Origin of the sequence: Sphingomonas sp. NFR15 (genome assembly GCF_900103265.1) — a bacterium.
In the GTDB taxonomy this organism is placed as follows: Bacteria; Pseudomonadota; Alphaproteobacteria; order Sphingomonadales; family Sphingomonadaceae; genus Sphingomonas; species Sphingomonas pollutisoli.
In genome coordinates this window covers 266,954-292,145 of sequence record NZ_FMWX01000005.1, presented here as the reverse complement: position 1 = coordinate 292,145, position 25,192 = coordinate 266,954, and the positions used below count along the sequence as shown (strand labels likewise).

The 25,192-nt window shown below is 67.0% G+C and carries 26 protein-coding genes; 15 read left to right on the top strand and 11 right to left on the bottom strand.

The window, feature by feature from the left end; genetic code table 11:
- The first annotated feature begins 114 nt into the window (after positions 1-114).
- The 4 genes from groES (at position 115) to BLS81_RS13720 (ending at position 3,507) form a co-directional block, all read left to right on the top strand.
- A complete protein-coding gene (groES, locus tag BLS81_RS13735; protein WP_069207177.1) occupies positions 115-402 on the top strand; it encodes a co-chaperone GroES in 288 nt (95 codons plus the stop codon).
- A 53-nt stretch (positions 403-455) separates the two neighbouring features.
- Complete coding sequence (gene groL / locus BLS81_RS13730; protein ID WP_093224646.1) at positions 456-2,102, top strand: chaperonin GroEL; 1,647 nt, start codon at positions 456-458, stop codon at positions 2,100-2,102.
- 195 nt (positions 2,103-2,297) lie between these two features.
- On the top strand, positions 2,298-2,861 hold the full coding sequence (locus BLS81_RS13725; RefSeq protein ID WP_093224644.1) for a Uma2 family endonuclease: 564 nt from the start codon (positions 2,298-2,300) through the stop codon (positions 2,859-2,861).
- A gap of 76 nt (positions 2,862-2,937) precedes the next feature.
- On the top strand, positions 2,938-3,507 hold the full coding sequence (locus BLS81_RS13720; RefSeq protein WP_093224729.1) for a Uma2 family endonuclease: 570 nt from the start codon (positions 2,938-2,940) through the stop codon (positions 3,505-3,507).
- Positions 3,508-3,538: 31 nt separating this feature from the next.
- Here BLS81_RS13720 and BLS81_RS13715 read toward each other — a convergent pair whose 3' ends face one another.
- Positions 3,539-4,066, bottom strand: a complete 528-nt coding sequence (locus BLS81_RS13715; RefSeq protein ID WP_093224643.1) for a hypothetical protein — start codon at positions 4,064-4,066, stop codon at positions 3,539-3,541.
- 178 nt (positions 4,067-4,244) lie between these two features.
- On the opposite strand from BLS81_RS13715, the gene pepF reads away from it, so the two are divergent.
- Entirely contained in the window at positions 4,245-6,107 is a 1,863-nt protein-coding gene (gene pepF / locus BLS81_RS13710) for an oligoendopeptidase F (protein WP_093224641.1), read from the top strand.
- Here the strand turns inward: pepF and BLS81_RS13705 are convergent.
- Positions 6,067-7,302 carry an O-antigen ligase family protein gene (locus BLS81_RS13705; RefSeq protein WP_176787172.1) on the bottom strand — a complete coding sequence of 412 codons (1,236 nt, stop codon included), beginning with the start codon at positions 7,300-7,302 and terminating at the stop codon, positions 6,067-6,069. The genes pepF and BLS81_RS13705 overlap by 41 nt on opposite strands.
- Positions 7,303-7,705: 403 nt before the next feature.
- On the opposite strand from BLS81_RS13705, the gene BLS81_RS13700 reads away from it, so the two are divergent.
- The 4 genes from BLS81_RS13700 to BLS81_RS13685 all read left to right on the top strand — a co-directional run bounded on the left by BLS81_RS13700 (position 7,706) and on the right by BLS81_RS13685 (position 12,605).
- Complete coding sequence (locus BLS81_RS13700; protein WP_093224638.1) at positions 7,706-8,803, top strand: glycosyltransferase; 1,098 nt, start codon at positions 7,706-7,708, stop codon at positions 8,801-8,803.
- Positions 8,800-10,233, top strand: a complete 1,434-nt coding sequence (locus tag BLS81_RS13695) for a lipopolysaccharide biosynthesis protein (protein ID WP_093224636.1) — start codon at positions 8,800-8,802, stop codon at positions 10,231-10,233. The genes BLS81_RS13700 and BLS81_RS13695 overlap by 4 nt, the downstream gene beginning before the upstream one ends.
- A gap of 85 nt (positions 10,234-10,318) precedes the next feature.
- On the top strand, positions 10,319-11,596 hold the full coding sequence (locus tag BLS81_RS13690) for a hypothetical protein (RefSeq protein ID WP_093224634.1): 1,278 nt from the start codon (positions 10,319-10,321) through the stop codon (positions 11,594-11,596).
- A 301-nt stretch (positions 11,597-11,897) separates the two neighbouring features.
- Positions 11,898-12,605: a WecB/TagA/CpsF family glycosyltransferase gene (locus BLS81_RS13685; protein WP_218123131.1), complete on the top strand. Its 708-nt coding sequence runs from the start codon at positions 11,898-11,900 to the stop codon at positions 12,603-12,605.
- Positions 12,606-12,611: 6 nt separating this feature from the next.
- Here the strand turns inward: BLS81_RS13685 and BLS81_RS13680 are convergent, their stop codons facing one another.
- From BLS81_RS13680 to hrcA, 5 genes are all read right to left on the bottom strand, one after another.
- Positions 12,612-13,841: a threonine synthase gene (locus tag BLS81_RS13680; RefSeq protein ID WP_256326235.1), complete on the bottom strand. Its 1,230-nt coding sequence runs from the start codon at positions 13,839-13,841 to the stop codon at positions 12,612-12,614.
- 132 nt (positions 13,842-13,973) lie between these two features.
- The gene (locus BLS81_RS13675; protein ID WP_256326234.1) at positions 13,974-14,468 is read right to left on the bottom strand and encodes a hypothetical protein; all 495 of its coding nucleotides are present in this window, start codon (positions 14,466-14,468) and stop codon (positions 13,974-13,976) included.
- Between the two features lie 59 nt (positions 14,469-14,527).
- Entirely contained in the window at positions 14,528-14,767 is a 240-nt protein-coding gene (locus BLS81_RS13670; protein WP_143023364.1) for a hypothetical protein, read from the bottom strand.
- Complete coding sequence (grpE, locus tag BLS81_RS13665) at positions 14,764-15,315, bottom strand: nucleotide exchange factor GrpE (RefSeq protein WP_093224726.1); 552 nt, start codon at positions 15,313-15,315, stop codon at positions 14,764-14,766. The genes BLS81_RS13670 and grpE overlap by 4 nt, the downstream gene beginning before the upstream one ends.
- A 20-nt stretch (positions 15,316-15,335) precedes the next feature.
- Positions 15,336-16,379, bottom strand: a complete 1,044-nt coding sequence (gene hrcA / locus BLS81_RS13660; RefSeq protein WP_093224626.1) for a heat-inducible transcriptional repressor HrcA — start codon at positions 16,377-16,379, stop codon at positions 15,336-15,338.
- A gap of 75 nt (positions 16,380-16,454) precedes the next feature.
- Between hrcA and rph the strand changes: the two genes are divergently transcribed.
- Entirely contained in the window at positions 16,455-17,171 is a 717-nt protein-coding gene (gene rph, locus BLS81_RS13655; protein WP_093224624.1) for a ribonuclease PH, read from the top strand.
- Positions 17,168-17,800, top strand: a complete 633-nt coding sequence (gene rdgB / locus BLS81_RS13650) for an RdgB/HAM1 family non-canonical purine NTP pyrophosphatase (protein WP_093224622.1) — start codon at positions 17,168-17,170, stop codon at positions 17,798-17,800. The genes rph and rdgB overlap by 4 nt, the downstream gene beginning before the upstream one ends.
- 17 nt (positions 17,801-17,817) lie before the next feature.
- On the opposite strand, the gene BLS81_RS20805 is transcribed toward rdgB, so the two are convergent.
- A complete protein-coding gene (locus BLS81_RS20805) occupies positions 17,818-17,964 on the bottom strand; it encodes a hypothetical protein (protein ID WP_176787171.1) in 147 nt (48 codons plus the stop codon).
- Positions 17,965-18,240: 276 nt separating this feature from the next.
- Between BLS81_RS20805 and BLS81_RS13645 the strand changes: the two genes are divergently transcribed.
- Positions 18,241-19,284: an energy transducer TonB gene (locus BLS81_RS13645; RefSeq protein WP_143023363.1), complete on the top strand. Its 1,044-nt coding sequence runs from the start codon at positions 18,241-18,243 to the stop codon at positions 19,282-19,284.
- 13 nt (positions 19,285-19,297) lie between these two features.
- On the opposite strand, the gene BLS81_RS13640 is transcribed toward BLS81_RS13645, so the two are convergent.
- On the bottom strand, positions 19,298-19,843 hold the full coding sequence (locus BLS81_RS13640; RefSeq protein ID WP_093224618.1) for a CAP domain-containing protein: 546 nt from the start codon (positions 19,841-19,843) through the stop codon (positions 19,298-19,300).
- Positions 19,844-19,880: 37 nt separating this feature from the next.
- Between BLS81_RS13640 and hemW the strand changes: the two genes are divergently transcribed.
- Positions 19,881-21,035, top strand: coding sequence for a radical SAM family heme chaperone HemW (gene hemW / locus BLS81_RS13635; protein ID WP_093224617.1), 1,155 nt, complete (start codon positions 19,881-19,883; stop codon positions 21,033-21,035).
- Positions 21,036-21,044: 9 nt separating this feature from the next.
- On the opposite strand, the gene dxs is transcribed toward hemW, so the two are convergent.
- Positions 21,045-22,970 carry a 1-deoxy-D-xylulose-5-phosphate synthase gene (gene dxs, locus BLS81_RS13630; protein ID WP_093224616.1) on the bottom strand — a complete coding sequence of 642 codons (1,926 nt, stop codon included), beginning with the start codon at positions 22,968-22,970 and terminating at the stop codon, positions 21,045-21,047.
- A 96-nt stretch (positions 22,971-23,066) separates the two neighbouring features.
- Here dxs and BLS81_RS13625 point away from each other — a divergent pair, with 96 nt between their 5' ends.
- Positions 23,067-23,603, top strand: a complete 537-nt coding sequence (locus BLS81_RS13625) for a GNAT family N-acetyltransferase (protein WP_093224725.1) — start codon at positions 23,067-23,069, stop codon at positions 23,601-23,603.
- Positions 23,604-23,670: 67 nt separating this feature from the next.
- On the opposite strand, the gene BLS81_RS13620 is transcribed toward BLS81_RS13625, so the two are convergent.
- The gene (locus BLS81_RS13620) at positions 23,671-24,141 is read right to left on the bottom strand and encodes a Fur family transcriptional regulator (RefSeq protein WP_093224615.1); all 471 of its coding nucleotides are present in this window, start codon (positions 24,139-24,141) and stop codon (positions 23,671-23,673) included.
- Positions 24,142-24,380: 239 nt separating this feature from the next.
- On the opposite strand from BLS81_RS13620, the gene BLS81_RS13615 reads away from it, so the two are divergent.
- Positions 24,381-25,136 carry a metallophosphoesterase family protein gene (locus BLS81_RS13615; RefSeq protein ID WP_176787170.1) on the top strand — a complete coding sequence of 252 codons (756 nt, stop codon included), beginning with the start codon at positions 24,381-24,383 and terminating at the stop codon, positions 25,134-25,136.
- Positions 25,137-25,192 lie beyond the last annotated feature (56 nt).

The following is a 25,192-nucleotide window of genomic DNA, read 5'->3' as shown; positions in this document are numbered from 1 at the left end:
TCCTGTTCGCGGCGGTTGACGATCGGGCGGCTCGGGCACATATGACGGCCGCTGGCACTCACCTATGGCGAGTGCTAACACCTATTCCCCACGTTCTATGAAAAGGGACAGCGCATGAACTTTCGTCCGTTGCACGACCGCGTGCTCGTAAAGCGCGTCGAGGCCGAGGAAAAGACGGCCGGCGGGATCATCATCCCCGACACCGCCAAGGAAAAGCCGCAAGAGGGCGAAGTCGTCGCCGTCGGCACCGGCACCAAGGCGGAAGACGGCAAGGTCACGCCGCTCGACGTCAAGGCCGGCGACAAGATCCTGTTCGGCAAGTGGTCGGGCACCGAGGTCAAGGTCGATGGCGAAGACCTGCTCATCATGAAAGAGTCGGACATCCTCGGGATCGTCGGCTGAGCCACCATCCCCCGGTTTTCTTCTCAACATCCTAATCTGAAAGGTCAGCCAACATGGCAGCCAAGGACGTAAAATTCAGCCGTGACGCGCGCGAGCGCATCCTGCGCGGCGTCGACATCCTCGCCGATGCGGTGAAGGTCACGCTCGGGCCGAAGGGCCGCAACGTCGTCATCGACAAGTCGTTCGGCGCCCCGCGCATCACCAAGGACGGCGTCACCGTCGCCAAGGAAATCGAACTCAAGGACAAGTTCGAGAACATGGGCGCGCAGATGGTGCGCGAAGTCGCCTCGAAGACCAACGACGTCGCGGGTGACGGCACCACCACCGCAACCGTGCTCGCCCAGGCGATCGTGCGCGAAGGCATGAAGTCGGTCGCGGCCGGCATGAACCCGATGGACCTGAAGCGCGGCATCGACCTCGCCGTCCACAAGGTCGTCGAGGATATCAAGTCGCGTTCGAAGCCCGTCTCGGGTTCGTCGGAAGTCGCGCAGGTCGGCATCATCTCGGCCAACGGCGACCGTGAAGTCGGCGAGAAGATCGCCGAGGCGATGGAGAAGGTCGGCAAGGAAGGCGTCATCACCGTCGAAGAGGCGAAGGGTCTCGATTTCGAGCTCGACGTCGTCGAGGGCATGCAGTTCGACCGCGGCTACCTGTCGCCCTACTTCATCACCAACCCCGAGAAGATGACGGTCGAGCTCGCCGATCCGTACATCCTCATCCACGAGAAGAAGCTCTCGAACCTGCAGGCGATCCTGCCGATCCTCGAAGCGGTCGTGCAGTCGGGCCGCCCGCTGCTCATCATCGCCGAGGACATCGAGGGTGAGGCGCTCGCCACGCTCGTCGTCAACAAGCTGCGCGGCGGCCTCAAGGTCGCGGCGGTCAAGGCACCGGGCTTCGGTGATCGTCGCAAGGCGATGCTCGAGGACATCGCCGTCCTCACCAAGGGCGAAGTCATCTCGGAAGACCTCGGCATCAAGCTCGAGAACGTCACGCTCGGCATGCTCGGCACCGCCAAGCGCGTCACGATCGACAAGGACAACACCACCATCGTCGACGGTGCGGGTGAAGCCGATGCGATCAAGGGCCGCACCGATGCGATCCGTCAGCAGATCGAGATCACGACCTCGGACTATGACCGTGAGAAGCTCCAGGAGCGTCTCGCCAAGCTCGCCGGTGGCGTGGCCGTCATCAAGGTCGGCGGCGCTTCGGAAGTCGAAGTCAAGGAGCGCAAGGATCGCGTTGACGACGCGCTGCACGCAACCCGCGCCGCGGTCGAAGAAGGCATCGTCCCCGGCGGCGGCACGGCCCTCCTGTACGCCACGAAGGCCCTCAACGGCCTGACCGGCGCGAACGAGGACCAGACCCGTGGCGTGGACATCGTCCGCAAGTCGCTGACCGCGCTGGTTCGCCAGATCGCCAGCAACGCCGGCCATGACGGCGCGGTCGTCTCGGGCAAGCTGCTCGACCAGGACGACACCTCGTTCGGCTTCAACGCCTCGACCGACGTGTACGAGAACCTCGTCGCCGCCGGCGTGATCGACCCGACCAAGGTCGTCCGCACCGCGCTCCAGAACGCGGCTTCGGTCGCTGGCCTGCTCATCACGACCGAAGCGGCCGTGAGCGAGCTGCCGGAAGACAAGCCCGCGATGCCGATGGGCGGCGGCGCTGGCATGGGCGGCATGGGCGGCATGGACTTCTGATTTCGGACGGGGGCAGCGAAAGCTGCTCCCGACACGAAATCAGAACGGCCAGCCGGTCGGCGAAGCCGACCCGGTCTGACGCCCAGCGCGGGCTTCGCCCGCGCCGTTCGACGAAAAACGAAGGGCCGGCGGATCGATCCGCCTGCCCTTTGTGCGTCCACTCGGTATGCGCTACAACCGCGCCGAGAGGTGACGATGCGACACGAGCCCGCCTACCAGCCGATTACCGTCGAGACGTTCCTGTCGCTCGATTTCGGCACGGACAAGAAGTTCGAGCTGGTCGATGGCGTCATCCAGATGATGACGGGCGGCACACGAGCGCATGCCCGTGTTGCCGGCAACATCTATGCCTATCTTCACACAGCGCTGCGGGGCTCAGGGTGCCGACCCTATGGTGCCGACGCCGCGATCCGCATCGACGACATCAACTTGCGCTACCCGGACGTCAGCGTGATGTGCGACGAACCGCCGTTGCCCGAAACCGACACGTTGAAGCTGTTCGAACGGCCGAGGGTCATCTTCGAGGTGCTCTCCCCCTCGACCGAGGCGAACGACATCGGCAAGAAGCTCGACGAATATCGCCGGTTGGAGTCGATCGACACGATCGTCTTCGTCAATCCGGTCAGCGAACTGGCGCGGGTGGTACAGCGCCTTGGCCTGACCTCATGGCGCGACGACCTGTTCGCACAACCGCAGGATGTCGTGCTCCCATCACTCGGCATTACCCTGCCGCACGCGGAGATCTTCGCGCGCGACTGACGACCGCCACGGCCGACGAGCCTCGCAACGATCACCCGCCCTTTGTCGAGCCCACTGCGTTTGATAGATTATGGGCATGGCTCACGTCGCGCTCGACCCAGCCTACCGCCGCATCTCGATCGAGGAATTCCTCGACATGGATTTCGGCGGTGCGAAGGCCGAACTTGAAGACGGCCTGATCTACATAATGGCCGGGGTCAGCGAAGAACATGCCCGCGTCGCCGCCAACATCCTGAGCTTTCTCGGCCCCGCCCTGCGAGGGTCGGGATGCCGTCCCTATGGCTCCGATTTCGCCACGCGCACCGACGAACGCACCGTCCGGCTCCCCGACGTCAGCGTCTATTGCAACAATCCCAGCGCGCCCGAGAACGCCCGCAAGAAGCTGCTCGGCGACCCTCACGTCGTCTTCGAAGTGCTATCTCCCTCGACCTCGTCTTACGATCAGAAGGTGAAGCTGCTCGAATATCGCGCGCTTCCCGGTGTCCAGACGATCGTTCTCGTCGATACGAGCGATGAGCGGGTGCGGATCGTCCGCCGCGTGGCGGGCGACGACTGGTCCGACTCCTGGCTTCCGCGCGGGGTGGACGTGCCGCTGCCTTCGCTCGGCATCACCCTGCCCCACGCGGAAATCTTCGCGCGCGACTGACGACCCGCCCGGCGGGCGGGTCTCGCCGCGCTTATTGGTCCGCCGCCAGCAACTCCGGTTTCGCCGCCAGCGAGGCGGCGGTCGGCGCGGCGGGCACGCGGCAGCGCTTCGCCAGCCCCAGCCCCTTCAGATACCCGCGCCGCACCGCGCCCGCATAGACCGCCGCCTCGGCGCGGCGCTGCGCCTTGTCGGCGCCGGTGATGACGCGCACCAGCCCCAGCCCCGGGATCAGCGTGCCCACCACCGCGCGCGCGCCGGCCGCCGCGATCGCGGAGCCTTCGCCCTTCTGCTTGGCGGGCGTATCGACGTCGGCGCCGAGCGCGCCGTTGAGATCGCGGATCTGCGCGGTGATCGCGGCGCAATTCTGCGTGCCCACCGCCGAATACGGCGCGGACGCGGCGCGCTGCAACACCGCCGGAATCTTCTCGTCCTTGATCCGGGTGTCGCGCAGCGGCTGGGTGACGACGTGGCCTAGGCCATTGTTGTTTTGCTGCGCGGTCGCGGCGGTGACCGGCGCGATCAGCAGACCGGCGATGACGAGAGCGGGGACTACACGCATGTTTGATATCCCTGTTGGGTGATGTTGATGCTGCCCCGAACGCCCGTGCAACCGAATTGGTTACACGCCCGACACAAAAATTTGCGCGTCCCGGACCGCCGGCGCGCGGTGCCCTACCCTAGCCAAACACCGGCCGCTTTGGCATCATCGGCCGATTCCGCCTGTTGAAAGATCCGTCATGCCAGATCTCACCCGCCGCTCGGCGATCGCCGCCGCCAGTCTCGCCACGTTCGCCGCCGCCCTGCCCGCTTTGGCCCAGGCTCCCGCCGGCGGCGGCGCGGCCTGGGATCTGACCGACCTGTTCCCCGATGACGCCGCGTGGGACGCGGCGCGCCGGCAGGCGCTCGCCGAACTTCCGGGCTTCGCCAAGTTCAAGGGCACGCTCGGCACCAGCGCCGACGCGCTGGCGGCGGCGCTATCGGAACAGACCAAGCTCGATCGCATGATCTCGCGCATCTACACCTATGCCAGCCTCAAGGCCGATGCCGATCTGCGCGTTTCCGCCAATCAGGAGAAGGAGGCGCTCGCGACCGATCTCTACACCGCGTTCGGCGAGGCCACGTCATGGGTCGCGCCGGAAATCCTGAGCGTCGGCAAGGCGCGGATCGACCAGTTCGTCGCCGCCAACGCGACGCTCAAACAGCATTTCGACTTCCAGCTCGCCGACATCCTCCGGCAGGCCGACCACACGCTCTCGCCCGAGGGCGAGGTGCTGCTCGCCGGCACCTCAGCGCCGTTCAGCGGCCCGCGTGACATCCGCGAACAGCTCGTCGCCTCGGACATTCCGTGGCCGACGGTGACGCTGTCGACCGGCAAGGCGGTGCGGCTCGACGACCAGGCCTATACGCTGAACCGCGATGCGCCCAACCGGGCCGATCGCAAGCTGGTGTTCGACACCTTCTGGGCGCAATATGGCAAGTTCCAGGCGTCGCTCGGCACCGCCTACCTCAGCCATGTGAAGGCCGACGTCTTCGCCAAGAAGGCGCGCAAATATCCGACCTCGCTGGCGATGGCGCTGTCGGGCGGCAACGTCCCCGAGGCGGTGTACCGCGCTCTGGTGCGCGAGACCAACGCCGGCCTGCCCCAGCTCCACCGCTATTTCGAGCTGCGCCGCACGCTGCTCAAGCTGCCCGACATGGCCTATTACGACATCTATCCGCCGCTGGTGCAGCTCGACCGGAAAATCACCGTGCCCGAGATGCGCGCCACCACGATCGAGGCGCTGCGGCCGCTCGGCCCGGAATATGGCGCGCTCTTCGCCGAGGCGACCGCGAAGAAATGGTTGGACCAGCTGCCCCGCCCCGGCAAGAAATCCGGCGCGTACATGAACCCCGGCGCGGCATTCGACGTCCACCCCTATCTGCTGCTCAACCTCGGCGAGAATTACGAGGGGATGACGACCTACGCGCACGAATGGGGCCATGCGATGCACACGCTGCTCGCCAACAAGAACAACGTGTATGAGAAGACCAACTACCCGATCTTCCTCGCCGAGATCGCCTCGACCTGCAACGAACAGCTCCTCGCCGCCTATATGGTCGCGCGCGCCAAGACCAAGCAGGAGAAGCTGTTCTATCTCGGCCAACAGCTCGAATCGATCCGCGGCACCTTTTACCGGCAAGCAATGTTCGGCGAGTTCGAACTGCTCGTCCACGACAAGGCCGAGGCGGGCGAAGGCTTGTCGGGCGAGACGCTGACCAAGCTCTATCTCGATCTGCTGCGCCGCTACCACGGCCCGAACGTCGCGATCGCCGACACCTATGGCTCGGAATGGGCGTATATCCCGCATTTCTATACGAGCTTCTACGTCTACCAATATGCCACCTCGATCTCGGCGGCGTCCTATTTCGCGCGATCGATCCTCACGGGCGGCGCCAAGGAGCGCGAGACCTATCTGAACGTGCTCAAATCCGGCGGATCGGACTATGCGGTCGACATCCTCAAGCGCGCCGGGCTCGATATGGCGAGCGCGACGCCGTACCAGGCGATCATCGCCACCTTCAAGGATACGCTCGATCAGTGCGAGGCGCTGATGGCGTGACCGTTCGCCGCGCATAGCGCCGTCGGAGCAGGCGCAGCCGTGGCCGCATCGCCCGGCGCGCCTCGATCATCGGCAGCATCGTCACCAGCAGCAGCCAGCCCGGCGCGAAGCAGGCGTTCACCTCCGAAACGCTCTCGACGATCATCGCCGCCAGCAATGCGGCGAGCAAGGTCTGCGCCGAGGATGCGCGCCGGCTGAACAGCACCGATAGCATGCCCCCGCCGGCCCACAGCGCGAACAGCACCACCGCGCCCCAGCCGAGTTCGAGCGCGAGGTTGAGATAGCCGCTCTGCACGCTGAGGTTGATCGCGCGGTGCATCCGCTTCTGCAATTCAATCGACACCCGCGATCCGCCGCCGGAGCCATAGCCGGTGCCGAGCGGGCGCTCGACCGTCAGCGGCATCGCCTGCGCCCACATCGCCGCGCGTCCGCTCATCGTCGTGTCGCGCCCCAGTGCCTCCCCCGTGACGCCGGGCTGGAGCAGCAGCACGCCGCCCAGCACGCACGCGACCGCGATCGCGCCGATCCGCCACAGCGTCCGCACCGCGCGGTTGCGGATCGGCAGCAACGCGATCCCCGCGGCGATGCCGGCGGCGGCGGCGATGTCCGCCGTCGCGGAATTGGCGAAGAACAATGCGACGAGATCGACCGCCACCATCGCCACGACGAGCACGACCGGCAGCTTGAGGCTCGCCTGCGCGAACAGCGCGATCAGCAGATTGACGGCGAGGAACGGCGCGAAGCTGTTCTTGTGCGCGAACAGCCCGCGCCAGCGCCCCGCGTGCGTCCCGCCCATCACCGCATGCGGATCACCGGTCGCGGCGAGCGCGACCGACAGCAGGATCAGCGCCGCGCTCACCAGCCAGACCAGCCGCAGCGCGCGCGCGAAACCGAGCAGCCGGTGCGCCAGCATCGCCGCGGCGAGCAGCAGGGTCAGATGGGTAATCGCGAACAGCACGGTGCCGACGGTGCCCGCCCACAGCACCGATGCGAAGGCGAGCAGCCAGAACAGGCACAAGGCCGCGCCCAGCGATCGCGGCGGATCGCGCAGCGCCGGCAGATACACGCCGACCAGCGCCAGTCCGGCCAGCAACCCGGCCTTGCCGCTGAACACGCCGATCGCGGGATCGCCGCCGGCATCCGCGACGACCTGCGAATCCTCCATCGACCAGGTCACACCCGAAAAGACGAGCAAGACGAACAGGAAGATCGGGACATAGGTCGCTGAAATCGTGACGACCGATCGGACGCTTCGTGACTGCGGCGGAACATGACGCCAATAAGACAACAGCCGCGCGGATCGCCCGGGCAGGCGCCACGGCGCTGGCATCACGCCGGCGGCGGACCGCGTGGGCCGGTCAGCTACTCGGACGCGAAGAAGCCATGGCATGCGGCATCATTGGCTAAGCGATGATATCGCGTTTCGCTATCGCTTTTTTGGCCAGCGTGCTTCACACAAAGCGCCGGGGGTAAAGGAACGCACAAGCGGCCACCGGTCGCACACGTGCTTCGACTTGGCTCGGGACGACCGATGTTGATGGAATCGTCCCGAAACCAGCGACGGGACCGCCGACATCGCGCGAACGGGGGGAGCGCCTTTGAAGATCGCGTTCTTCTACGAAGGGCTGAGGCCGGGCGGCGTCGAGCATATGATCGCCAACCTCTCGCACGCACTCATCGCGCGCGGGCATGAGCTGACGCTGATCCTCGCCGGCGCGCCGGGTCCGAACGACTATCCGGTCGCGCCCGGCGTGACGATCCACTGGCTGCGCCATCCGGCCAACAGCGCGCGCGGCACGATTCCCGCGCTCGCCCGGCTGCTGCGCGCGGGCCGCTACGATATCGTGCTGAGCGCGATGCCCCAGTTCAACAACGCGGCGGTGATCGCGCGGCTCCTGTCGGGCACGCGCGCGCGCAACGTGTTGACCGAGCGCACCAATCCGCAGGCCGATCATGCACGGCTGGCGGGGTGGAAACAAAAGGCGTGGCACAAGGCCGCGATCTTCACCTACCGGCGCGCCGACGCGATCGTCGCGGTATCGCACGGGCTCGCCGATTCCCTCGCCCGCTTCGCCCGGCTCGAGCGCGAACGCATCGACGTCATCTACAATCCGGCCCACCGCCCGCCGGTCGATGGCGCCACGGCCGCGCATCCGTGGACGCGCGACGGCGCCGGGCCGGTGATCGTCGCCGCCGGGCGGCTGGTCGAACAGAAGGATTTCGCGACCCTGCTGCGCGCGCTCGCGCTGAGCGGGCAGCGCGGGCTCCGCGCGGTGATCTTCGGCGACGGGCCGCTCCGCGCCGAACTGGAGGCGCTGGCCGCGACCCTCGGAGTGGCCGGACGCGTCGCGCTGCCCGGATTCGTGCTCGACATCACCCCGTCGATCGCCGCCGCCGGCTTCTTCGTGCTGAGTTCGGCGTGGGAGGGGTTCGGCAACGTGCTGGTCGAGGCGCTCGGCGCGGGCGCGAGCATCGTCACCACCGATTGTCCCGATGGCCCGCGCGAGATCGTCGCGGGCGGACGGTTCGGCGCGCTGGTACCGGTCGGCGACGTGGCTGCGATGGCGCAGGCGATCGACGCGATGCTGCGCGCGCCGGCGCCGCGCGACCGCCAGATCGCCCGCGCGCGCGACTTTTCGGTCGAGACCGCGTGCGACCGGTACGAGGCGGTGTTCCGCCGCGTACTCGACGCATGAGCGGCGCGCGCGGATCGGTCCGCTGGACCGCGACGGGCAACATCCTGCGCGCGGTGCTGGCGACGGTGCAACTGCTGATCGTCGCGCGGCTGCTCGGCGTCGCCGATTTCGGCCTGGTCGTACTGATGATGTCGCTGCTGCAACTCGCGCAAAGCCTGTGCGACGCGGGACTGTCGAGCGCGCTGATCCGCTTCCGCGACGTGAGCGCGGACGAGACATCCTCGCTCTATTGGCTCAACGTCATGGTCGGCTTGGGCGTGGCGCTGGCCACGATCGCGGCCGCGCCCCTGCTCGCGCACCTGTACGCCGCCCCGCGCCTCACGCCGATGCTGTGGATCGCGAGCGGCATGTTCGTCGCCAACGGCTTCTACCTCCAGTTGCGTGTCCTCGCCGAACGCGATCTGCGCTTCGAAGCCGTCATCAAGGTCGAGGTCGCCGCCGCCGCAGTCGGCTTTCTGGTGGCGGTCGGCCTCGCCCTTGCGCGCGCCGGGCCATATTGCGTCGTCTGGGGGCAGCTCGCCACCTCGGCCAGCGCGCTTGGCCTGTCGTGGGTGTGGCTCGCGCGCGGCTGGCGGCCGGCGTGGCATTTCGCCTGGCGCGATGTCTGCCGCTTCGTGCCGTATGGGCTGGATATGCTGCTGGTCAATCTGGCGATCTCGGTCACGGTCCAGCTCGATCTGCTGATCGCGGGCTTCGTCTTCCCCAAGCCGGTGTTCGGCAGTTTCGGCCAGCCGCGCGATCTCGCCCTCAAGATCATGACCGCGATCAATCCCGTCATCCTGCGGGTGGGCCTGCCGCTGATGGCGCGTGAACAGCATGATCCGCGCCGCGTCGGCACGCTGTATCTGCGCGTGCTGCGCATGTCGGCTTCGGTCTGTTTCCCCGTCTATGCGGCGCTCGCCCTGTTCGGCGCCGATCTGTTGCCCTTGCTGCTCGGCGAACGCTGGCGCGGCGCGGGGCGGTTGCTGCCCTATGTCGCCGCGTGGTTCGCGCTGCGCGCCACGGTCAACCCGCTCGGCACCTATTTGTCCGCGCTCGGCAGGAGCCGGGCCGCGCTCTGGTATCAGCTCGGCTTCGCCGCGCTCGTCGCCAGCGCGGCCTATGCGGGGGCGATGGCCGGCCCGGTCGCGCTGTCGCTGGCGATGGCGGCGGTCTATTTCCTGTTCATGGAGATCGCGTGGATCGCGGTGCTCCGGCCGCTGTCGGCCGTGCGCTTCCTCGACTATCACCGCCAGATCGTCGCGCCCGCGCTTCCCGTGCTCGCGGCGCTCGGCCTGTTCTCACTCGCCCGGATGGCGCTCGGCAACGCCGCGCTGTCGCTCGTGCCCTGCGTCGCGGCCTTCCTCCTGCTCAGCCGCGCGTTCAACCGGCCGGGCGTCGAGGAGATCACGGCCCTGCTCGGTCGCGATCGGCGGATGCGCCCCGCATGAGCGCCGCCCGACGACGATTTGCGCTTGACGATCCGGCGCGTGCCGGGGATCAGTCCACGTCAATTCCCACGAGATCGGCGCCTTCATGATCGGCCAGTCCCTCACCACGGATCACGCGTTGCCCCGCGCCTGGCCGGCACCGCTCGCGCGCGGCCAGCGGCTGCTCGCCTCGGCGGGATCGAGGCCGTCGTTCTTCTACTGGGTCTATGTCCTGCTCATCATCACCAATATCGCCTCCCCCAAGGCCGGTATCGAGGTGTATGGCTACCCGCTGACCTTCGGCTATATGCTGCTCGCCGTGGTCGCGCCGATCGGGCTGATCGGCCTCGCCCGTCGCCCGACGCTGTCGGCCGCCGCGATCGGCAATTTCGTCGCCTATCTCGCGGTCGGCTTCATCGGCATCTACAAGACGATCCTGTACGGCGCCGCTCAATCCTCCGTCGTGCTCGCCGTCGCGCTGTTCATCGCCTTGCCGGCGATCATGCTGATCGCGCTGTGCGCGCACCTCGAATATCTCACCGAAAAGCAGATCGGCACGGTGCTCCGCTGGAGCATGCGGTTCGTGATCGTGTGGGGCCTGCTGAACTTCGTGATGTTCATCCTGTTCAAGCACATCATCGAAATCCGCTACATCACGATCAACGCCGGCGAACTTTCGAGCGTGTTCAACAAGAACAACCGCCGTGGCGCGCTGATGAAGCTCATCAGCACGTATAACAACGGCAACATCTTCGGCGCCTGCATGGTCATGCTCGCCCCGGTGTACATATATTTCGAGAAATCGCGCGCCTGGGTGATCGCGTTCCTGCTCTCGGTGGTGCTCAGCCTCAGCCGGTCGACCTGGTTCGGTCTCATCATGGTGGGCATGTTCATGGCGATGTCGGGCCAGGTCCGGCTGTCGCGATTCTCGTTCTGGATCGCCGCGTTCGCCTCGCTCGCGCTCGCCCTCTACATGATGGTCACGCTCGGCTGGTCGAGCGACTCGTTGTTCGACACCGATCTCGGCGGCCGTATCGAACAATGGACCACGCTGACGCTATCGCCGTTCGGCGAGAGCACGTTCCGCATCGCCGAGATCCTCTACGCCGGCCTGCTTCGCAGCTTCGGCGTGATCGGCTTCCTGATCGCGCTCGTCGCGCTGGTGTATCCGGTCGGTTACGCGCTCGGCCAGGCGTCGCGGCTTTCCACCCTGCGCCGCGCCGCGGCGGCGGGGTGCGCGGGATACCTGCTGGTCTCCTTCTTCGATGCCGCCTTCATCTATCCGCCGACGATCGTGATCTATCTGTTCGTCAGTTCGCTCGTGTATCGGCGCGGCTTCCGCCTGCCCTCGGGCGAGCCGTTGCGCGGCGTCCCCGCGCGCTGATCGCGCGATTATCGCCAGCGGGTGCTTGACGCGCCAGCGCCAAACGGGGAAGAGTGGAACTATAACAGCGCCGTAATGATGCTTCGCGCATGTCCTGATGCGCGATCCACGTGACGACGAAAAAGGAAGAGGAAAGCCACCCCGGTTCAAACGGCCGTTCCATATCCTTTTTGAAACGGCTATCGCCCGGATAACCTGCACTGCCCCTTCCTTTATTAGCATGAGAGTAGCGCAAATCCGAGTTTCGCCCAGAATTGCGTTGGTTGGGGGGCTACCAACCGTATGCGCGACCCGCGCGGAAATGGCTGAGGCCATGGCGCGCGATACCGCTATGGCGCGCTCGGGCGAACTTGCGGCGCCGCGTGTGATCGTGTCCTCGAACGGCTTCGTGATCGCGCTCTATCATCGCAGCGCGGCCTTCCGCGCGACGATGGACGCGGTCGATCTGATCGATGCCGACGGCATGCCGCTGGTGCTGTTCACGCGCGCCTTCTGGAAACATCCGCTGCCCGAGCGGCTCGCCACCACCGATTTCATCCATGACGCCGCCGCCAAGGCGGTCGAGACGGGGGTGAAATTCTATTTTCTCGGCGCCCGCCCCGGCATCGCCGCCGCCGCCGCCGAGACGCTGTGCGCGCAATACCCGGGGCTCCAGATCGTCGGCACCCGCCACGGCTATTTCACCGAGGCGGAAGAGGATGCGATCTGCGACGAGATCCGCGCCTCGGGCGCCGAAGTGCTGTGGGTCGGCATGGGCACGCCGCGCCAGGAGAGCTTCGCGATCCGCCGCCGCGCGCAATTGCAGGGGCTTGCGTGGATTCGCACCTGCGGCGGGCTGTTCGATCATGTCGGCGCGCATGTGCCGCGCGCGCCGATGTGGATGCAGAACGTCGGGCTCGAATGGCTGCACCGCACGATGATCGAGCCACGCCGGCTGGCACCACGCTACCTCTCGACCAATTTCTCGGCGCTATACCATCTGATCGCCAAGTCGCGCGAGCGGCCCTGAAGCGCCCTACAGCGCCGCCAGGTCGATCGGCTGGTGGCGATCAAGCGTCTCGCTCGCATCGGGCATCGGATATTTGAGGCCCGTCGCGCAGTTGAACAGCACCGCGCTCTCCTCCTCATCGATCAGCCCGAGCCGCAGCGCCTCGCGATAGGCCGCCAACGTCGCCCCGCCTTCGGGACAGAGCAGCAACCCGTCCTTGCGCGCGCACTCGTCCACCGCTTTCAGGATAGCCGGATCGCCCACCGCCATCGCCTGCCCGCCGCTTTCGCGCACCGCGCGCAGGATCAGGAAATCGCCGACCGCGCGCGGCACACGGATGCCCGCCGCCACGGTCGAGGCATCCTCCCAGCGCTCGGCATGCTCCTCGCCCGCCTCGAACGCGCGCACGATCGGCGCGCAGCCGCTCGCCTGCACCGCGAACATCTTCGGTCGCTCAGGCCCGATCCAGCCGAGCGCCTCCATCTCCGCGAAAGCCTTCCACATGCCGATCAGGCCGGTGCCGCCGCCGGTCGGATAGAAGATCGCGCGCGGAAGCGTCCAACGCAGTTGCGCGGCCAGTTCCAGCCCCATCGTCTTCTTGCCCTCGATCCGGTACGGCTCCTTGAGCGTCGAGAAATCGAACCACAGCCCCTCGGCCGCGCCCTTGGCGACGATCGCCCCGCAATCGTCGATCAGCCCGTTGACGCGGTACACGCGCGCACCCTGCATCGCGATCTCGCGCACGTTGATCTCGGGCGTGTCGTCCGGGCACAGCACGATCGTCTCGATCCCGCAGCGCGTCGCATAAGCGGCAAGCGCGGCGCCGGCATTGCCGTTGGTCGGCATCGCGATCTTCGTCACGCCAAGCGCCTTGGCCATCGACACCGCCATGACGAGCCCGCGCGCCTTGAACGAGCCCGTAGGCAGCCGCCCCTCGTCCTTGACGAGCACGTTCGGCCCGCCCGATTTCGGGATCGGCACCAGCGGCGTCTCGATCTCGCCGAGGCTGACCACGTCGCGGCTATGCCGCACCGGCAGCAGCTCGCGCCACCGCCACAGATCGGCCGGCCGCGCCTCGATCATCGCGCGCGGCACCGCGGCGCGAACCGCGTCGAGATCATAGCGCACCAGCAGCGGCCTGCCGACGCGCGACAGATTGTGGAGCTGATCGGCCTCGTAACGCTCGCCGGTCATCGAACATTCGAGATGCGTGACGAAGGTCGGCCGCTCGGCGACGATATTGGGGTTCGGGTTCACCACCGGCCGCCAGCCTCTTCGATTGCCTTCAGCAACGCGCGTTTGCTGGCGGTGCGACGCAGGCCGGAGTTGCGGGGGAGTTCGGTGATGCCCGTTTCGGCGCGCCGGCGCTCAATATCGCGAACGAAGTCCTCAAGCGGGACCGGTTGGGATGTCTTCGATACCATGTTCGCCAATCGTTTCTTCGCGTATCCTGCGGTCGAGATAGGCGCGATCCGCATCGCTGTGAAGCGCAAGCAGACGCTGTGCCTGCGCAAGCATTTCAGGTGCGCTGCCCGAGGCGAATTGGCCCATCCGATCGGCGATCATATCCTCGACGGAAATGATCGACGCGATGCCATCGCTGCCCAGATCGATGAGAACGATTCTATCGCGGTCGGCAAGACCATCAAGTACAGTACTTGCGACGACTTCGAAGCCCAGCTTCAGCTCGGGATGAACCCATCCCCGCAAGGCGACGCCCGCCCCAGACGGCTTCACGAAACCCAACGAGCGAAGTGCCTGCTCGAACGGCTCCTGCCGTGCGGTCGATATATCAAAATCGCCGGTGGTGAGCGCGCTCAACGAATAGAGTTCGACAGCGGCCCCGCCAACCAGCACAGGAGCCTCAAAACCTTGGCTCTTCATGATCGTCGTGGCCCGCGCGAACAAGCGCAAAGCTATCTCGAACTCGACGCGCAGGCCGCTCAGCGTGCCACTCCCAAGATCTCAGCGATCCCAAGAACCGCAGCCGACACCATCAGGAAGGCTGCGGCTACGACTACGGGCGCAAAGGTGTAAGCGAGCGCGACTAATCTAAGGCTGCGGGTGAAGCCCGGCAAAAACAGAAACCACACAAAGACGATCGGGAACGCGATCAACCCCAGCATCAACGGAGCGCGGACGACCCGCGGCTCCACCGACGCCGGGGCGACGCTTTCACTCACCCCGCCTTCGCCACCGCCACCAGCGCCGGCCGCAGCAGCCGCTCCTTGATGACATAGCCCGCCTGCATCTCCTGCACGACGGTGCCCGGTTCCTTGTCGCTGGGCATTTCCAGCATCGCCTGGTGGAAGTTCGGATCGAGCTTCTCGCCGAGCGCGACGATCTTCTTGATGCCGTGCCGCTGGAACACCGCTTCCAGCTCGCGACCGGTCGCCTCCAGCCCGGTCACCAGCGCCTTGAACTTGTCGTCCTCGCGCAGCTCCGCCGGGATCGCGCTCAGGCCGCGTTCCAGATTGTCCGCCACCGACAGCAGATCGCGCGCGAACGCGGTCGCGGCATAGGCGCGCGCGTCGGCGGCTTCCTTCTCGGCGCGGCGGCGCATGTTCTGCGCCTCGGCATGCGCGTAGAGCACCGCCTTCTTCGCCTCGGCGAGCTCCGTCTCGAGCGCGCTGGTGCGATCATGCTCGGCCACCTCGGGCGCCGCCTCGGCGGTTTCCTCGCGCAGGTCGCCCTCGGCAGGTACGGTGTCGATCTTGTCGTCGTCGGTCATCATCATTCAGTCCCGGTTCTCTAACCCATGAGCCGCGCCAGCGTCGCGGCAGTGAAATCAACCATGGGGACAACGCGCGCATAGTTCAACCGGGTGGGTCCGATCACGCCGACCACCCCCACCACGCGCCCGTCCAATCCCCTGAACGGCTTGGCGATCACCGACGATCCGGACAGCGAAAACAACTTGTTCTCCGCGCCGATGAAGATCCGTGTCGCATCGCCCGCGCTCGCGCTGTCGAGCAGCCGCGCGATCTCCTGCTTGCCTTCGAGATCGTCGAGCAGATCGCTGATCCGGTCGAGATCGGCGGCGGCGGCGGCGTCGATCAGCCGCCCCTGCCCGCGCACGATCAGCACCGGGCGGCGGTCGCCATCCTCGCTCCACACCGCCAGCCCGCGCTCGATCAGCGCGCGCGCCGCGCTGTCGACCAGCGCACGCTCCTCGGCCATCTCGCGCTCGATGCGCGCGCGAGCCTCGGCGAGTGTCAGCCCGCCGAGCGTCGCCGTCATGTAATTGCCCGCCTCGATCAGCGCAGGCACGCTCACCCCCGGCGGCAGATCGACCACGCGGTTCTCGACCGATCCGTCACCGCCGACCAGCACCGCCAAAGCCTTATCAGCGGAGAGCGGCACGAAACTCATCTGGCGCAGCACGAACTCGCGCTTGGGCACCATCACCAGCCCGGCGCATGCCGACAGGCCCGAGAGCGCAGCGGTGGTCGCCGCCAGCGCCTCCTCGACCGGCCCGGCCTGCTGCACCTGCGATTCGATCGCGGCACGCTCCTCCACCGAAGGCTCCATCGCGTGCATCATGCCATCGACGAACAGCCGCAGCCCGATCTCGGTCGGCATCCGCCCGGCGCTGGTGTGCGGCGCGGCGAGCAGCCCGAGTTCCTCCAGATCCTGCATCACGTTGCGGATCGAGGCCGGCGACAGGTTCAGCCCGGAAAGATGCGCGATCGTGCGCGAGCCGATCGGCGCGCCGGTGGCCAGATAGCTTTCCACCACCACGCGAAACACGTCGCGGGCGCGATCGTTGAGGTCGGTGACGGGTGGCGCGTGCATGGCGTTTATCTAGGCTGGCGTGCACGCAAGTGAAAGACTAGTCACCCCGCGACGCTTATCACGAAGGACATTCCCATGCGCCCATCCGGCCGCACCCCCGATCAAATGCGCGAGATCACGATCACGCCGCGCTTCACCAAACATGCGGAAGGATCGGTGCTGATCGGCTTCGGCGAGACCAAGGTGCTCGTCACCGCCTCGGTCGAGGAAAAGGTGCCGCCGTTCCTGCGCGGCAAGGGCGAAGGCTGGGTGACGGCCGAATACGGCATGCTGCCCCGCGCCACCCACACGCGCGGCAGCCGCGAGGCCGCCAAGGGCAAGCAATCGGGCCGCACGCAGGAAATCCAGCGGCTGATCGGCCGCAGCTTGCGCGCGGTGACCGATCTCAAGCTGCTGGGTGAGCGCCAGATCGTGCTCGATTGCGACGTTATCCAGGCGGACGGCGGCACGCGCACTGCGTCGATCTCGGGCGCGTGGGTGGCGCTGCGGCTCGCGATCGACGGGCTGATGGCGCAGGGCAAGCTCACCGCCGATCCACTGACGCAGAAGGTCGCGGCGATCTCGTGCGGCATCTACAATGGCACGCCGGTGCTCGATCTCGATTACGATGAGGATTCGAACGCCGACGCGGATGCCAATTTCGTGCTGCTCGAAAACGGCAACATCGCCGAGGCGCAGGCCACCGCCGAGGGCGCGACCTATGACGAGGAAGCTTTGCTCCGCCTGCTCCGCCTCGCCCGCATCGGCTGCACCGACATCTTCGCCGCGCAGGCCAAGGCCGTGGCGAAGTGACCGAGGAGGTGGTGCCGCAGGCGATCCGCAAGCTCGCCCCCGGCAAGCTCGTCATCGCCAGCCATAACGAGGGCAAGGTCCGCGAAATCCGCGCCTTGCTCGCGCCATATGGCGTTGAGGCGGTCTCGGCCAAAGACCTCGACCTGCCCGAGCCCGAGGAGACCGGCACCACCTTCGTCGCCAATGCCGAACTGAAGGCGCTCGCCGCCGCCGACCTATCGGGCCTGCCCGCGCTCGCCGACGACAGCGGGCTGTGCGTCGATGCGCTAGGCGGCGAGCCCGGCGTCTATACCGCCGATTGGGCCGAAACGCCGACCGGCCGCGACTGGGGGCTGGCGATGCGCAAGGTCGAGGATGCGCTGGCGGCGAAAGGCCCCGACGCCTCGCGCGATGCCCACTTCGTCTGCACGCTCGCGCTGGCCTGGCCCGACGGCCACGTCCAATGGTTCGAAGGCCGCGCCGAGGGCCATCTGACCTGGCCGCCACGCGGCACGATCGGCTTCGGCTATGATCCGGTGTTCGTGCCGTTCGGCCGCGACGAGACTTTCGCCGAACTGCCGGCTGAGGAAAAGGCCGCGCTCAGCCACCGCACGGCGGCGTTCCGGCAACTGGTCGACGCGGTGTTCTGAGGTCGGGGCGGCAGGCGTCACTTCTCGGTAAAGCGCTTCACTTTCACCGGCAGATCCTTGCCCTTGGTGCGACGCGACGGGATCTGCACCGGATGCTTCTTCTTCCACTCGGCGAACGACATCGGCCCATCGGGCGTGTCGATCATCATATCGTCGGTACTCATGAAGGCGGCTCCCGCTCTGACTGTCCGGGGATCGCATGGCGCGCAGCCAACACAATCCCGACCCGACACACATAACGCGGGAATTGGACTTCCGCCCCCAGGTTTCCAAGCGCTCCTCCCGTACCGCCGGTCCAATCCGCAGCCCGTTTGGCCGACACACGCTTTCGATGCGTATGTCATTGGCGTGCCTTACGATATTGCTATCCTCCCGGCACCGACATCGATTCGGAGCGCGCCATGTTCGTTTCGCTTCCCCCGCCACCGGTTCAAAATGTGGTGCGTGAGTCAGCCCAGCGGCCGGGCGACATCGTCCGTCTCGCCCCCGGCAAGATCCTCTGCGCCGGCGAGCCGGTGACACCGGTACATCTCGAGACGCCCTTCACCACGAGTGTGCTGCGCAACCGGGAAGCGGCGACACAAGCGGCGCCCTATGCGCTGCGCTTCGCGATCGATGCGGACGGGCGGGCGGTGGACATCCAGGTCGATCCGCATCCCTTTCCCGGCTTCTACATCGACACCGATGACCTGGCGCCCGCGCTCGCCGCCTCGCGCTTCGCGGCGGGCATGCCGCGGCAGACCTGCAGCATCGCCTATACCGCGGAGTTCGTGCCGATAACCGACGCACCGCTCGCGCTGCTGTATGAAACGGCGAGCGCGCCGGTTCCGGGAATCGCGACCCGGGAAATCTACGAGAGGCTTAACGCTGACGGGGATTGCGCGCGCGGGCCGGGCTCGCCGCGTCGGCTAAACTACCCGAATTTCGAGACGATCGCGCAGGCGTCAGGCACGCGATCCTGGTCGTTTCTGCGCTTCGATGTCGATGCGGCCGGTCACACGCGCAACGTCCACGTGGTTGGCGCGTCGGGAAGCGCCGCGCTCGACGTGGCGAGCGTCAGGGCGCTGCGCGGCAACCTGTATGCGCCGGGGAAGGCGCTGCACGGCTGCACGTTCCACTTCTACCGGCTTGGCAACCAGCCGATCGCGGCGCCATCGATCCCGGCGGATGCGCCCAAAGATAGCGGTGCGCTCCCGGCCTGCGCGATCGACCCCAAAACGGTTCGGCCGCTATACACCGGCGAGGCCTATCCCCGTCCGTTCGCCGCCCGGCGCATCGAAGGCTATGCGATTATCGGCTTCGACACCGCGCCGTGGGGGGCGGTCGGTAACGTTCGGGTGCTCGCTGCCGAACCGGCCGCGACCTTCGGCAGCGCCGCGTCGCGGGTGATCTCCAGCGGCAGCGTGGCGGAGAGCGACGTCGGACATCGCGGCTGCGTGGTCCGCGTCCAGTTCAGGCTGCCGCAGGCGACGCCGGCCGAGTGATCGCCGCGCTCCGTCAAAACGCGCGCTCACCCACCACATTTCCCGGCGGGGTATAGCGGCAGACCAGATAGTCGTCGCGTTCGTTGCTCGCCAGCGCGCAGCCGAACCGAGTCGTGTTGCGCCACACGAGCTGCGTGTAATGCGCGACATCCTCCCATCTGCCGGTGGTGCTGAAATCGGGCGTCACGCCATTGCGGAAGAAGCGTTTCTCATCGACGAACCCGCCGACCATCTCGTCATAGCGATACGCGCCGCGCGTGCCGGTCCACAGGTTCTCGCCCTCGCGCCCCGGCCCCATCGGTTGCTCAGCATGTTCGAAGCGATGTTCGGCGGCGAGCGTGCGCGCATAGCCGAGCGCATGCGCCGCGAGCGTGTCGTCCCACACCAGCGGCGCGACGCCGACCGCCCCGCGCGCGCGATTGTGCCCGTCGAGCATCGCCTGCCGGAGCAGGCTCAGCCCGCGCGCCGGCTGCTCCTTCAGGCGTGGCTCGACGATGCGCGGCGGCCCCGACGGCGAACACGCCGCGAGCACCAGCGCGAGCAACACAATGATCCGCATCTTTCCACGTCCTCCGCGGGCGCGCATAGGCGCCCATATGACCGCCGACCCAACGCCGCCGCTCGCCCTATATGTCCATTGGCCGTTCTGCGTCTCGAAATGTCCGTACTGCGATTTCAACAGCCATGTCCGCGAGAGTGTCGATCAACTCGCCTGGCGCGACGCCCTGCTCGCCGATCTCGCCCATGAGGCGCGCGCGCTGCCGGGGCGGCGGCTCGGTTCGATCTTCTTCGGCGGCGGCACGCCCTCGCTGATGCCGCCCGCGACGGTGGCGGCGATCCTCGCGGCGGCCGAGCGCGCGTGGGGCTTCGCCGACGCTATCGAAATCACGCTCGAGGCCAACCCGTCCTCGGTCGAGGCGGCGCGCTTCGCCGATCTCGCGGCGGCTGGGGTCAACCGCGTGTCGCTCGGATTGCAGGCGCTCGACGACGCGGCGTTGCGCTTCCTCGGCCGCGCACACGGCGTCGACGAGGGACTCGCCGCACTGGCGACCGCGCAGGCCGCGTTCGGGCGAGTCAGCTTCGACCTGATCTACGCCCGCCCCGGCCAGAGCCTCGCGGCGTGGGAGGCGGAGCTGCGCCGCGCGATCGGCTTCGGCACCGAGCATCTGTCGCTCTACCAGCTCACCATCGAACCCGGCACGCGCTTCGCGACCGAGGCGGCGGCGGGGCGGCTGACGATCCCCGACGAGGATACCGCCGCCGACCTGTTCGAGATGACCCGCGAGACCACGGCGGCGGCTGGTTTGCCGGCGTATGAGATTTCGAACCACGCGCTGCCCGGCGCGGAGAGCCGGCACAACCTCGTCTATTGGCGCTACCAGGATTACGCCGGCATCGGCCCCGGCGCACACGGCCGCCGCGCCGGCCTCGCCACCGCCCGCCACAAGAAGCCCGAGAACTGGCTCGGCGCGGTCGCGCGCAACGGCCACGGCGCGCAGATCGAAGACGCGCTCGCGCCTCTTGAGCGCGCCAAGGAAGCGCTGCTGATGGGGTTGCGGCTGCGCGAGGGCGTCGACCTCGCGCGGGTCGCACAGCTGGGCGCGGCACCGATCGCCGACCTGATCGACGAACCGGCGACTGCGCGGCTCGCGGCGCAAGGCCTGGTCACGCGCGCCGGCAACCGGCTCGTCGTCAACGAGTCCGGGATGCTGCTGCTCGACGCGATCCTTGCCGAGATCGTGCGCGCCTGACGCCAGGGGTCAGGCGCGCGCGCTCTCGATCACGCCGTCCGAATTGTAGCGCAGCGCCTTTAACACCGATTCGACGATCGCATCGGCATCGAGCCCCGCCTGGGCATATTGCACCTCGGGCTTGTCCTGATCCTGGAACACGTCGGGCAGACGCAGCGTGCGCAGCTTGAGTCCGGCGTCGATCAGCCCGTTGTCCGAGGCGAAGGTCAGCACATGCGCGCCGAACCCGCCGACCGCGCCCTCCTCGATCGTGATCGCGACCTCGTGCGTGGTCAGCAGCTTGCGGATCAGCGCCTCGTCGAGTGGCTTGGCAAAGCGGAGATCGGCGACGGTGGTCGACAGACCGCGCGCATCGAGCGCGTCCGCTGCCTTGAGCGCCTCGCCGAGCCGCGTACCGAGCGACAGGATCGCGACCTTCTGCCCCTGCCGGACGATCCGGCCCTTGCCGATCTCGAGCACTTCGGGCGTCGCCGGCAGCGCGACGCCGACGCCGTTGCCGCGCGGATAGCGCACCGCGATCGGGCCGCTGTCATGCGCGACGGCGGTGTGGACCATATGGACCAGCTCGGCCTCGTCGGACGGCGCCATCACCACGAAATTGGGCAAGGTGGCGAGATACGACACGTCGAAGCTGCCGGCATGAGTCGCACCGTCCGCGCCGACCAGACCGGCGCGATCGATCGCGAAGCGGACGGGCAGGTTCTGGATCGCCACGTCGTGCACGACCTGATCGTAGGCGCGCTGGAGGAAGGTCGAATAGATCGCGCAGAACGGCCGCATTCCCTGTGCGGCGAGACCCGCGGCGAAGGTGACGGCATGCTGCTCGGCGATGCCGACATCGAAGAAGCGCTCTGGATAGGCTTGCGCGAACTTGTCGAGCCCGGTGCCGGACGGCATCGCCGCGGTGATCGCGACGATGGTCGGGTCGGTCTTGGCCTCTTCGACGAGCGCCTGGCCGAATACGTTCTGATACTGCGGCGGCCCCGGCGGCGCCTTCGCCTGCGTGCCGGTGATCACGTCGAACCGCTGCACGCCGTGATATTTGTCGGGCGCGGCTTCGGCGGGCGCATAGCCCTTGCCCTTCTGGGTCACGACATGGACGAGGATCGGCCCCTTGTCGGCGTCGCGGACATTTTCGAGCACGGGGATGAGCTGGTCGAGATTGTGGCCATCGACCGGCCCGACATAATAGAAGCCGAGCTCCTCGAACAATGTGCCGCCCATCGCCATGCCGCGCGCGAACTCGTCGGTCTTCTTGAGGCTGGTCGCGAGCGGGCGCGGCAGCCGCTTGGCGACACGCTTGGCGAGATCGCGAAGCCCGAGGAATTCCTTGCTCGACGCGAGCCGCGCCAGATAGGCCGACAGCCCTCCAACCGGCGGCGCGATCGACATATCGTTGTCGTTGAGGATCACGACGAGGCGGTTGCCCGCGGCCTCCGCGTTGTTCATCGCCTCATACGCCATGCCCGCCGACATCGCGCCATCGCCGATCACCGCGATCGCCTTGCCGGGCTGGTCGGCGATCTTGTTGGCGATCGCGAAGCCGAGGCTGGCCGAGATCGAGGTCGAGCTGTGCGCCGCGCCGAACGGATCATACTCGCTCTCGCTGCGCTTGGTGAAGCCGGACAGGCCACCGCCCATGCGCAGCGTGCGGATGCGGTTGCGGCGCCCGGTGAGGATCTTGTGCGGGTAGCATTGATGCCCGACGTCCCACACCAGTCGGTCGCGCGGGGTATCGAACACATAGTGTATCGCCACGGTCAGCTCGACGACGCCCAGTCCCGAACCGAGGTGGCCACCGGTCACGCCGACAGCGGAAATGGTCTCCTGGCGCAGCTCGTCAGCGAGCTGAGCGAGGTCGGCGGGCGCGATCTTGCGGAGATCGGCGGGCGTGTCGACGGTGTCGAGAAGCGGCGTAGTGGAAGCGTCAACCATCGGCCGTCATTAGCGAAGCCGCGCGCGACTGTCGATTGTCGCGATCGTTTCTGATGCGACTTGACGGCGGCTGCGTTGCAATTGGACAACGCCTGCATGTCCGTTCTGTCACACCGCCTCGCCACAACCGACGACATCCCCGCGATCGCGGCGCTGATGGAACGCGCGATCGCCGCTCTGCAAAGCGACTTTTTGACGGCGGAACAGGTCGCGGCGAGCCGGCTAAGCATGGGGCTGGATACACAGTTGGTCGAGGATGGCACCTATTTCGTCGTCATGGCGGGCGATCGACTCGCCGGCTGCGGCGGCTGGAGCTTTCGCGCTACTCTCTATGGCGGCAACCACAGCGTTTCGTTGCGCGATGGTTCAACGCTCGATCCCGCGACGGATGCGGCCCGAATCCGGGCGATGTACACGGACCCCGATTTCGCGCGGCGTGGGATCGGCCGCATGATCCTGCGGATTTGCGAGAACGCCGCGCGGGACGCGGGGTTCTCGCGCGCGGAGATGATGGCGACGCTGGCAGGCGAACCGCTCTACCGCGCTTGCGGCTATGCCGTGATCGAACGTGTGGCGAGGATGAACGACAGCGGCGTGCCGGTGCCGGGCGCCCGGATGGGCAAGATGCTTTAGCCGCTGCAGCGCGCTTCGGTGCGGCGGCCTCCGCCACGTAGCGCCCGCGCGCGAACCTGGATGCGGCTCAGCCGGCCGCGTCGCAGTCGGCACATTTGCCGCGCACTTCGATCACCGGGCGCTCGGGCGCGAAACCGGCCTTCTCCGCCGCGGAACGCACGCCGCTGGTGACACGGTCATCGTCGAGATGCGTCGTCTGGCCGCAGGTGTCGCAGACGAGGAAGATGCAATCGTGCAGGCAATCAGGATGCGCGTTGGCGATATAGGCGTTGGAACTCTCCACCCGCCGCGCGAGGTTGGCGGCGACGAACAGATCGAGAATCCGGTACACGCTGTTCGCAGCGACGCGCCGCCCTTCCGCCTTGGACACCGCCTCGGCGATGTCATAGGCGGATGCCGGCTTGTCGAACCCGGCGAGCGCGGCGAAGATATGCGCGCGCATCGTCGTCCATTGTTCGCCGGATCGCTCCAGCACGTCCTGTGCAGCGCGGGCGAGATCGTCGCCATGCGGTTCCCGATGTTGATGAAGGCTCGCCATGCGTGGGAAATAAGCCTTCCGACGTTGGTGAGCAAGGCGCGCATCCTGGCGCGCTCCCGCCGCAGCCCGTCGACATCGCGATTCGGCCGGGTTGCGATTCGCCGCGTTGCAGTGCAGCATGATATCATCCAAAATGGAAATAAGCGTATCCGGACTGAACCAATTCAGAAGGCAAGTGTTCGACCTAGATGTTATCCCGCTTCCTCAACCGTCGCCGAGAGCGACAGCCGGAGCGGCGGATGGTGGCGGCCTCCTACGGCGCACGTCTGTACGCGATCGGTGATATCCACGGCCGGCGCGATCTGCTCGACGATGTACTGCAGCAGATCGAGGAGCAGGACGCGAAGACCGCCAGCGGCCCGTCCGAAATCATCTTCCTCGGCGATCTGATCGACCGTGGCCCCGATTCGGCTGAAGTGGTCGAGCGCGTCGTGGAACTGCGCACGAGCGGGCGCAGCATCAGCGTGCTACTGGGCAACCACGAGGAAGTGTTCCTGCGAATCCTGCAGGGCGAAGCCAACCTCCTGCCGATGTTCATCAAGATCGGGGGTCGTGAAACGCTGTTCAGCTACGGCATCACACGCCACGAATACGACACGCTCTCGAACGAGGCGCTCGCCGAGCGGCTTCGCGCGCTGGTGCCGCCCACACATCTCGCCTTGCTGAACGATTGCGACGAGATGGTGTTTCGCGGCGACTATGTTTTCGTACATGCCGGTATCCGGCCCGGCGTACCGCTCGCCGAACAATCCGAAAACGACCTGCGCTGGATTCGAAGCCCGTTTCTGGAAAGTAACGTCGATCATGGCCGCATCATCGTCCACGGCCACACCGTGACGGAGGAGCCGGAACTGCGCACCAACCGCATCGGTATCGATACCGGCGCGGTCTATAGCGGGCGCCTCACCGTTCTCGGCATAGACGGCACGCGGCGGTGGCTGTTCGAGTCGGCCACGAAACCCGCACTCGAGCCGGCGCGCCGCAGCGCGGCCTGATCGGCGGCGCAGCTCGGCTCGACCAGCGGCGGGCCCCGTGAAACCAAGGCCGCGCC

Bases quoted from the DNA above. Each gene is read 5' to 3' on its own strand.
- groES (WP_069207177.1), top strand. From the start codon at position 115: ATGAACTTTCGTCCGTTGCACGACCGCGTGCTCGTAAAGCGCGTCGAG.
- groL (WP_093224646.1), top strand. From the start codon at position 456: ATGGCAGCCAAGGACGTAAAATTCAGCCGTGACGCGCGCGAGCGCATC.
- BLS81_RS13725 (WP_093224644.1), top strand. From the start codon at position 2,298: ATGCGACACGAGCCCGCCTACCAGCCGATTACCGTCGAGACGTTCCTG.
- BLS81_RS13720 (WP_093224729.1), top strand. From the start codon at position 2,938: ATGGCTCACGTCGCGCTCGACCCAGCCTACCGCCGCATCTCGATCGAG.
- BLS81_RS13715 (WP_093224643.1), bottom strand. From the start codon at position 4,066: ATGCGTGTAGTCCCCGCTCTCGTCATCGCCGGTCTGCTGATCGCGCCG.
- pepF (WP_093224641.1), top strand. From the start codon at position 4,245: ATGCCAGATCTCACCCGCCGCTCGGCGATCGCCGCCGCCAGTCTCGCC.
- BLS81_RS13695 (WP_093224636.1), top strand. From the start codon at position 8,800: ATGAGCGGCGCGCGCGGATCGGTCCGCTGGACCGCGACGGGCAACATC.
- BLS81_RS13690 (WP_093224634.1), top strand. From the start codon at position 10,319: ATGATCGGCCAGTCCCTCACCACGGATCACGCGTTGCCCCGCGCCTGG.
- BLS81_RS13685 (WP_218123131.1), top strand. From the start codon at position 11,898: ATGGCTGAGGCCATGGCGCGCGATACCGCTATGGCGCGCTCGGGCGAA.
- BLS81_RS13675 (WP_256326234.1), bottom strand. From the start codon at position 14,468: ATGAAGAGCCAAGGTTTTGAGGCTCCTGTGCTGGTTGGCGGGGCCGCT.
- grpE (WP_093224726.1), bottom strand. From the start codon at position 15,315: ATGACCGACGACGACAAGATCGACACCGTACCTGCCGAGGGCGACCTG.
- hrcA (WP_093224626.1), bottom strand. From the start codon at position 16,379: ATGCACGCGCCACCCGTCACCGACCTCAACGATCGCGCCCGCGACGTG.
- rph (WP_093224624.1), top strand. From the start codon at position 16,455: ATGCGCCCATCCGGCCGCACCCCCGATCAAATGCGCGAGATCACGATC.
- BLS81_RS20805 (WP_176787171.1), bottom strand. From the start codon at position 17,964: ATGAGTACCGACGATATGATGATCGACACGCCCGATGGGCCGATGTCG.
- BLS81_RS13640 (WP_093224618.1), bottom strand. From the start codon at position 19,843: ATGCGGATCATTGTGTTGCTCGCGCTGGTGCTCGCGGCGTGTTCGCCG.
- hemW (WP_093224617.1), top strand. From the start codon at position 19,881: ATGACCGCCGACCCAACGCCGCCGCTCGCCCTATATGTCCATTGGCCG.
- dxs (WP_093224616.1), bottom strand. From the start codon at position 22,970: ATGGTTGACGCTTCCACTACGCCGCTTCTCGACACCGTCGACACGCCC.
- BLS81_RS13625 (WP_093224725.1), top strand. From the start codon at position 23,067: ATGTCCGTTCTGTCACACCGCCTCGCCACAACCGACGACATCCCCGCG.
- BLS81_RS13620 (WP_093224615.1), bottom strand. From the start codon at position 24,141: ATGGCGAGCCTTCATCAACATCGGGAACCGCATGGCGACGATCTCGCC.
- BLS81_RS13615 (WP_176787170.1), top strand. From the start codon at position 24,381: ATGGTGGCGGCCTCCTACGGCGCACGTCTGTACGCGATCGGTGATATC.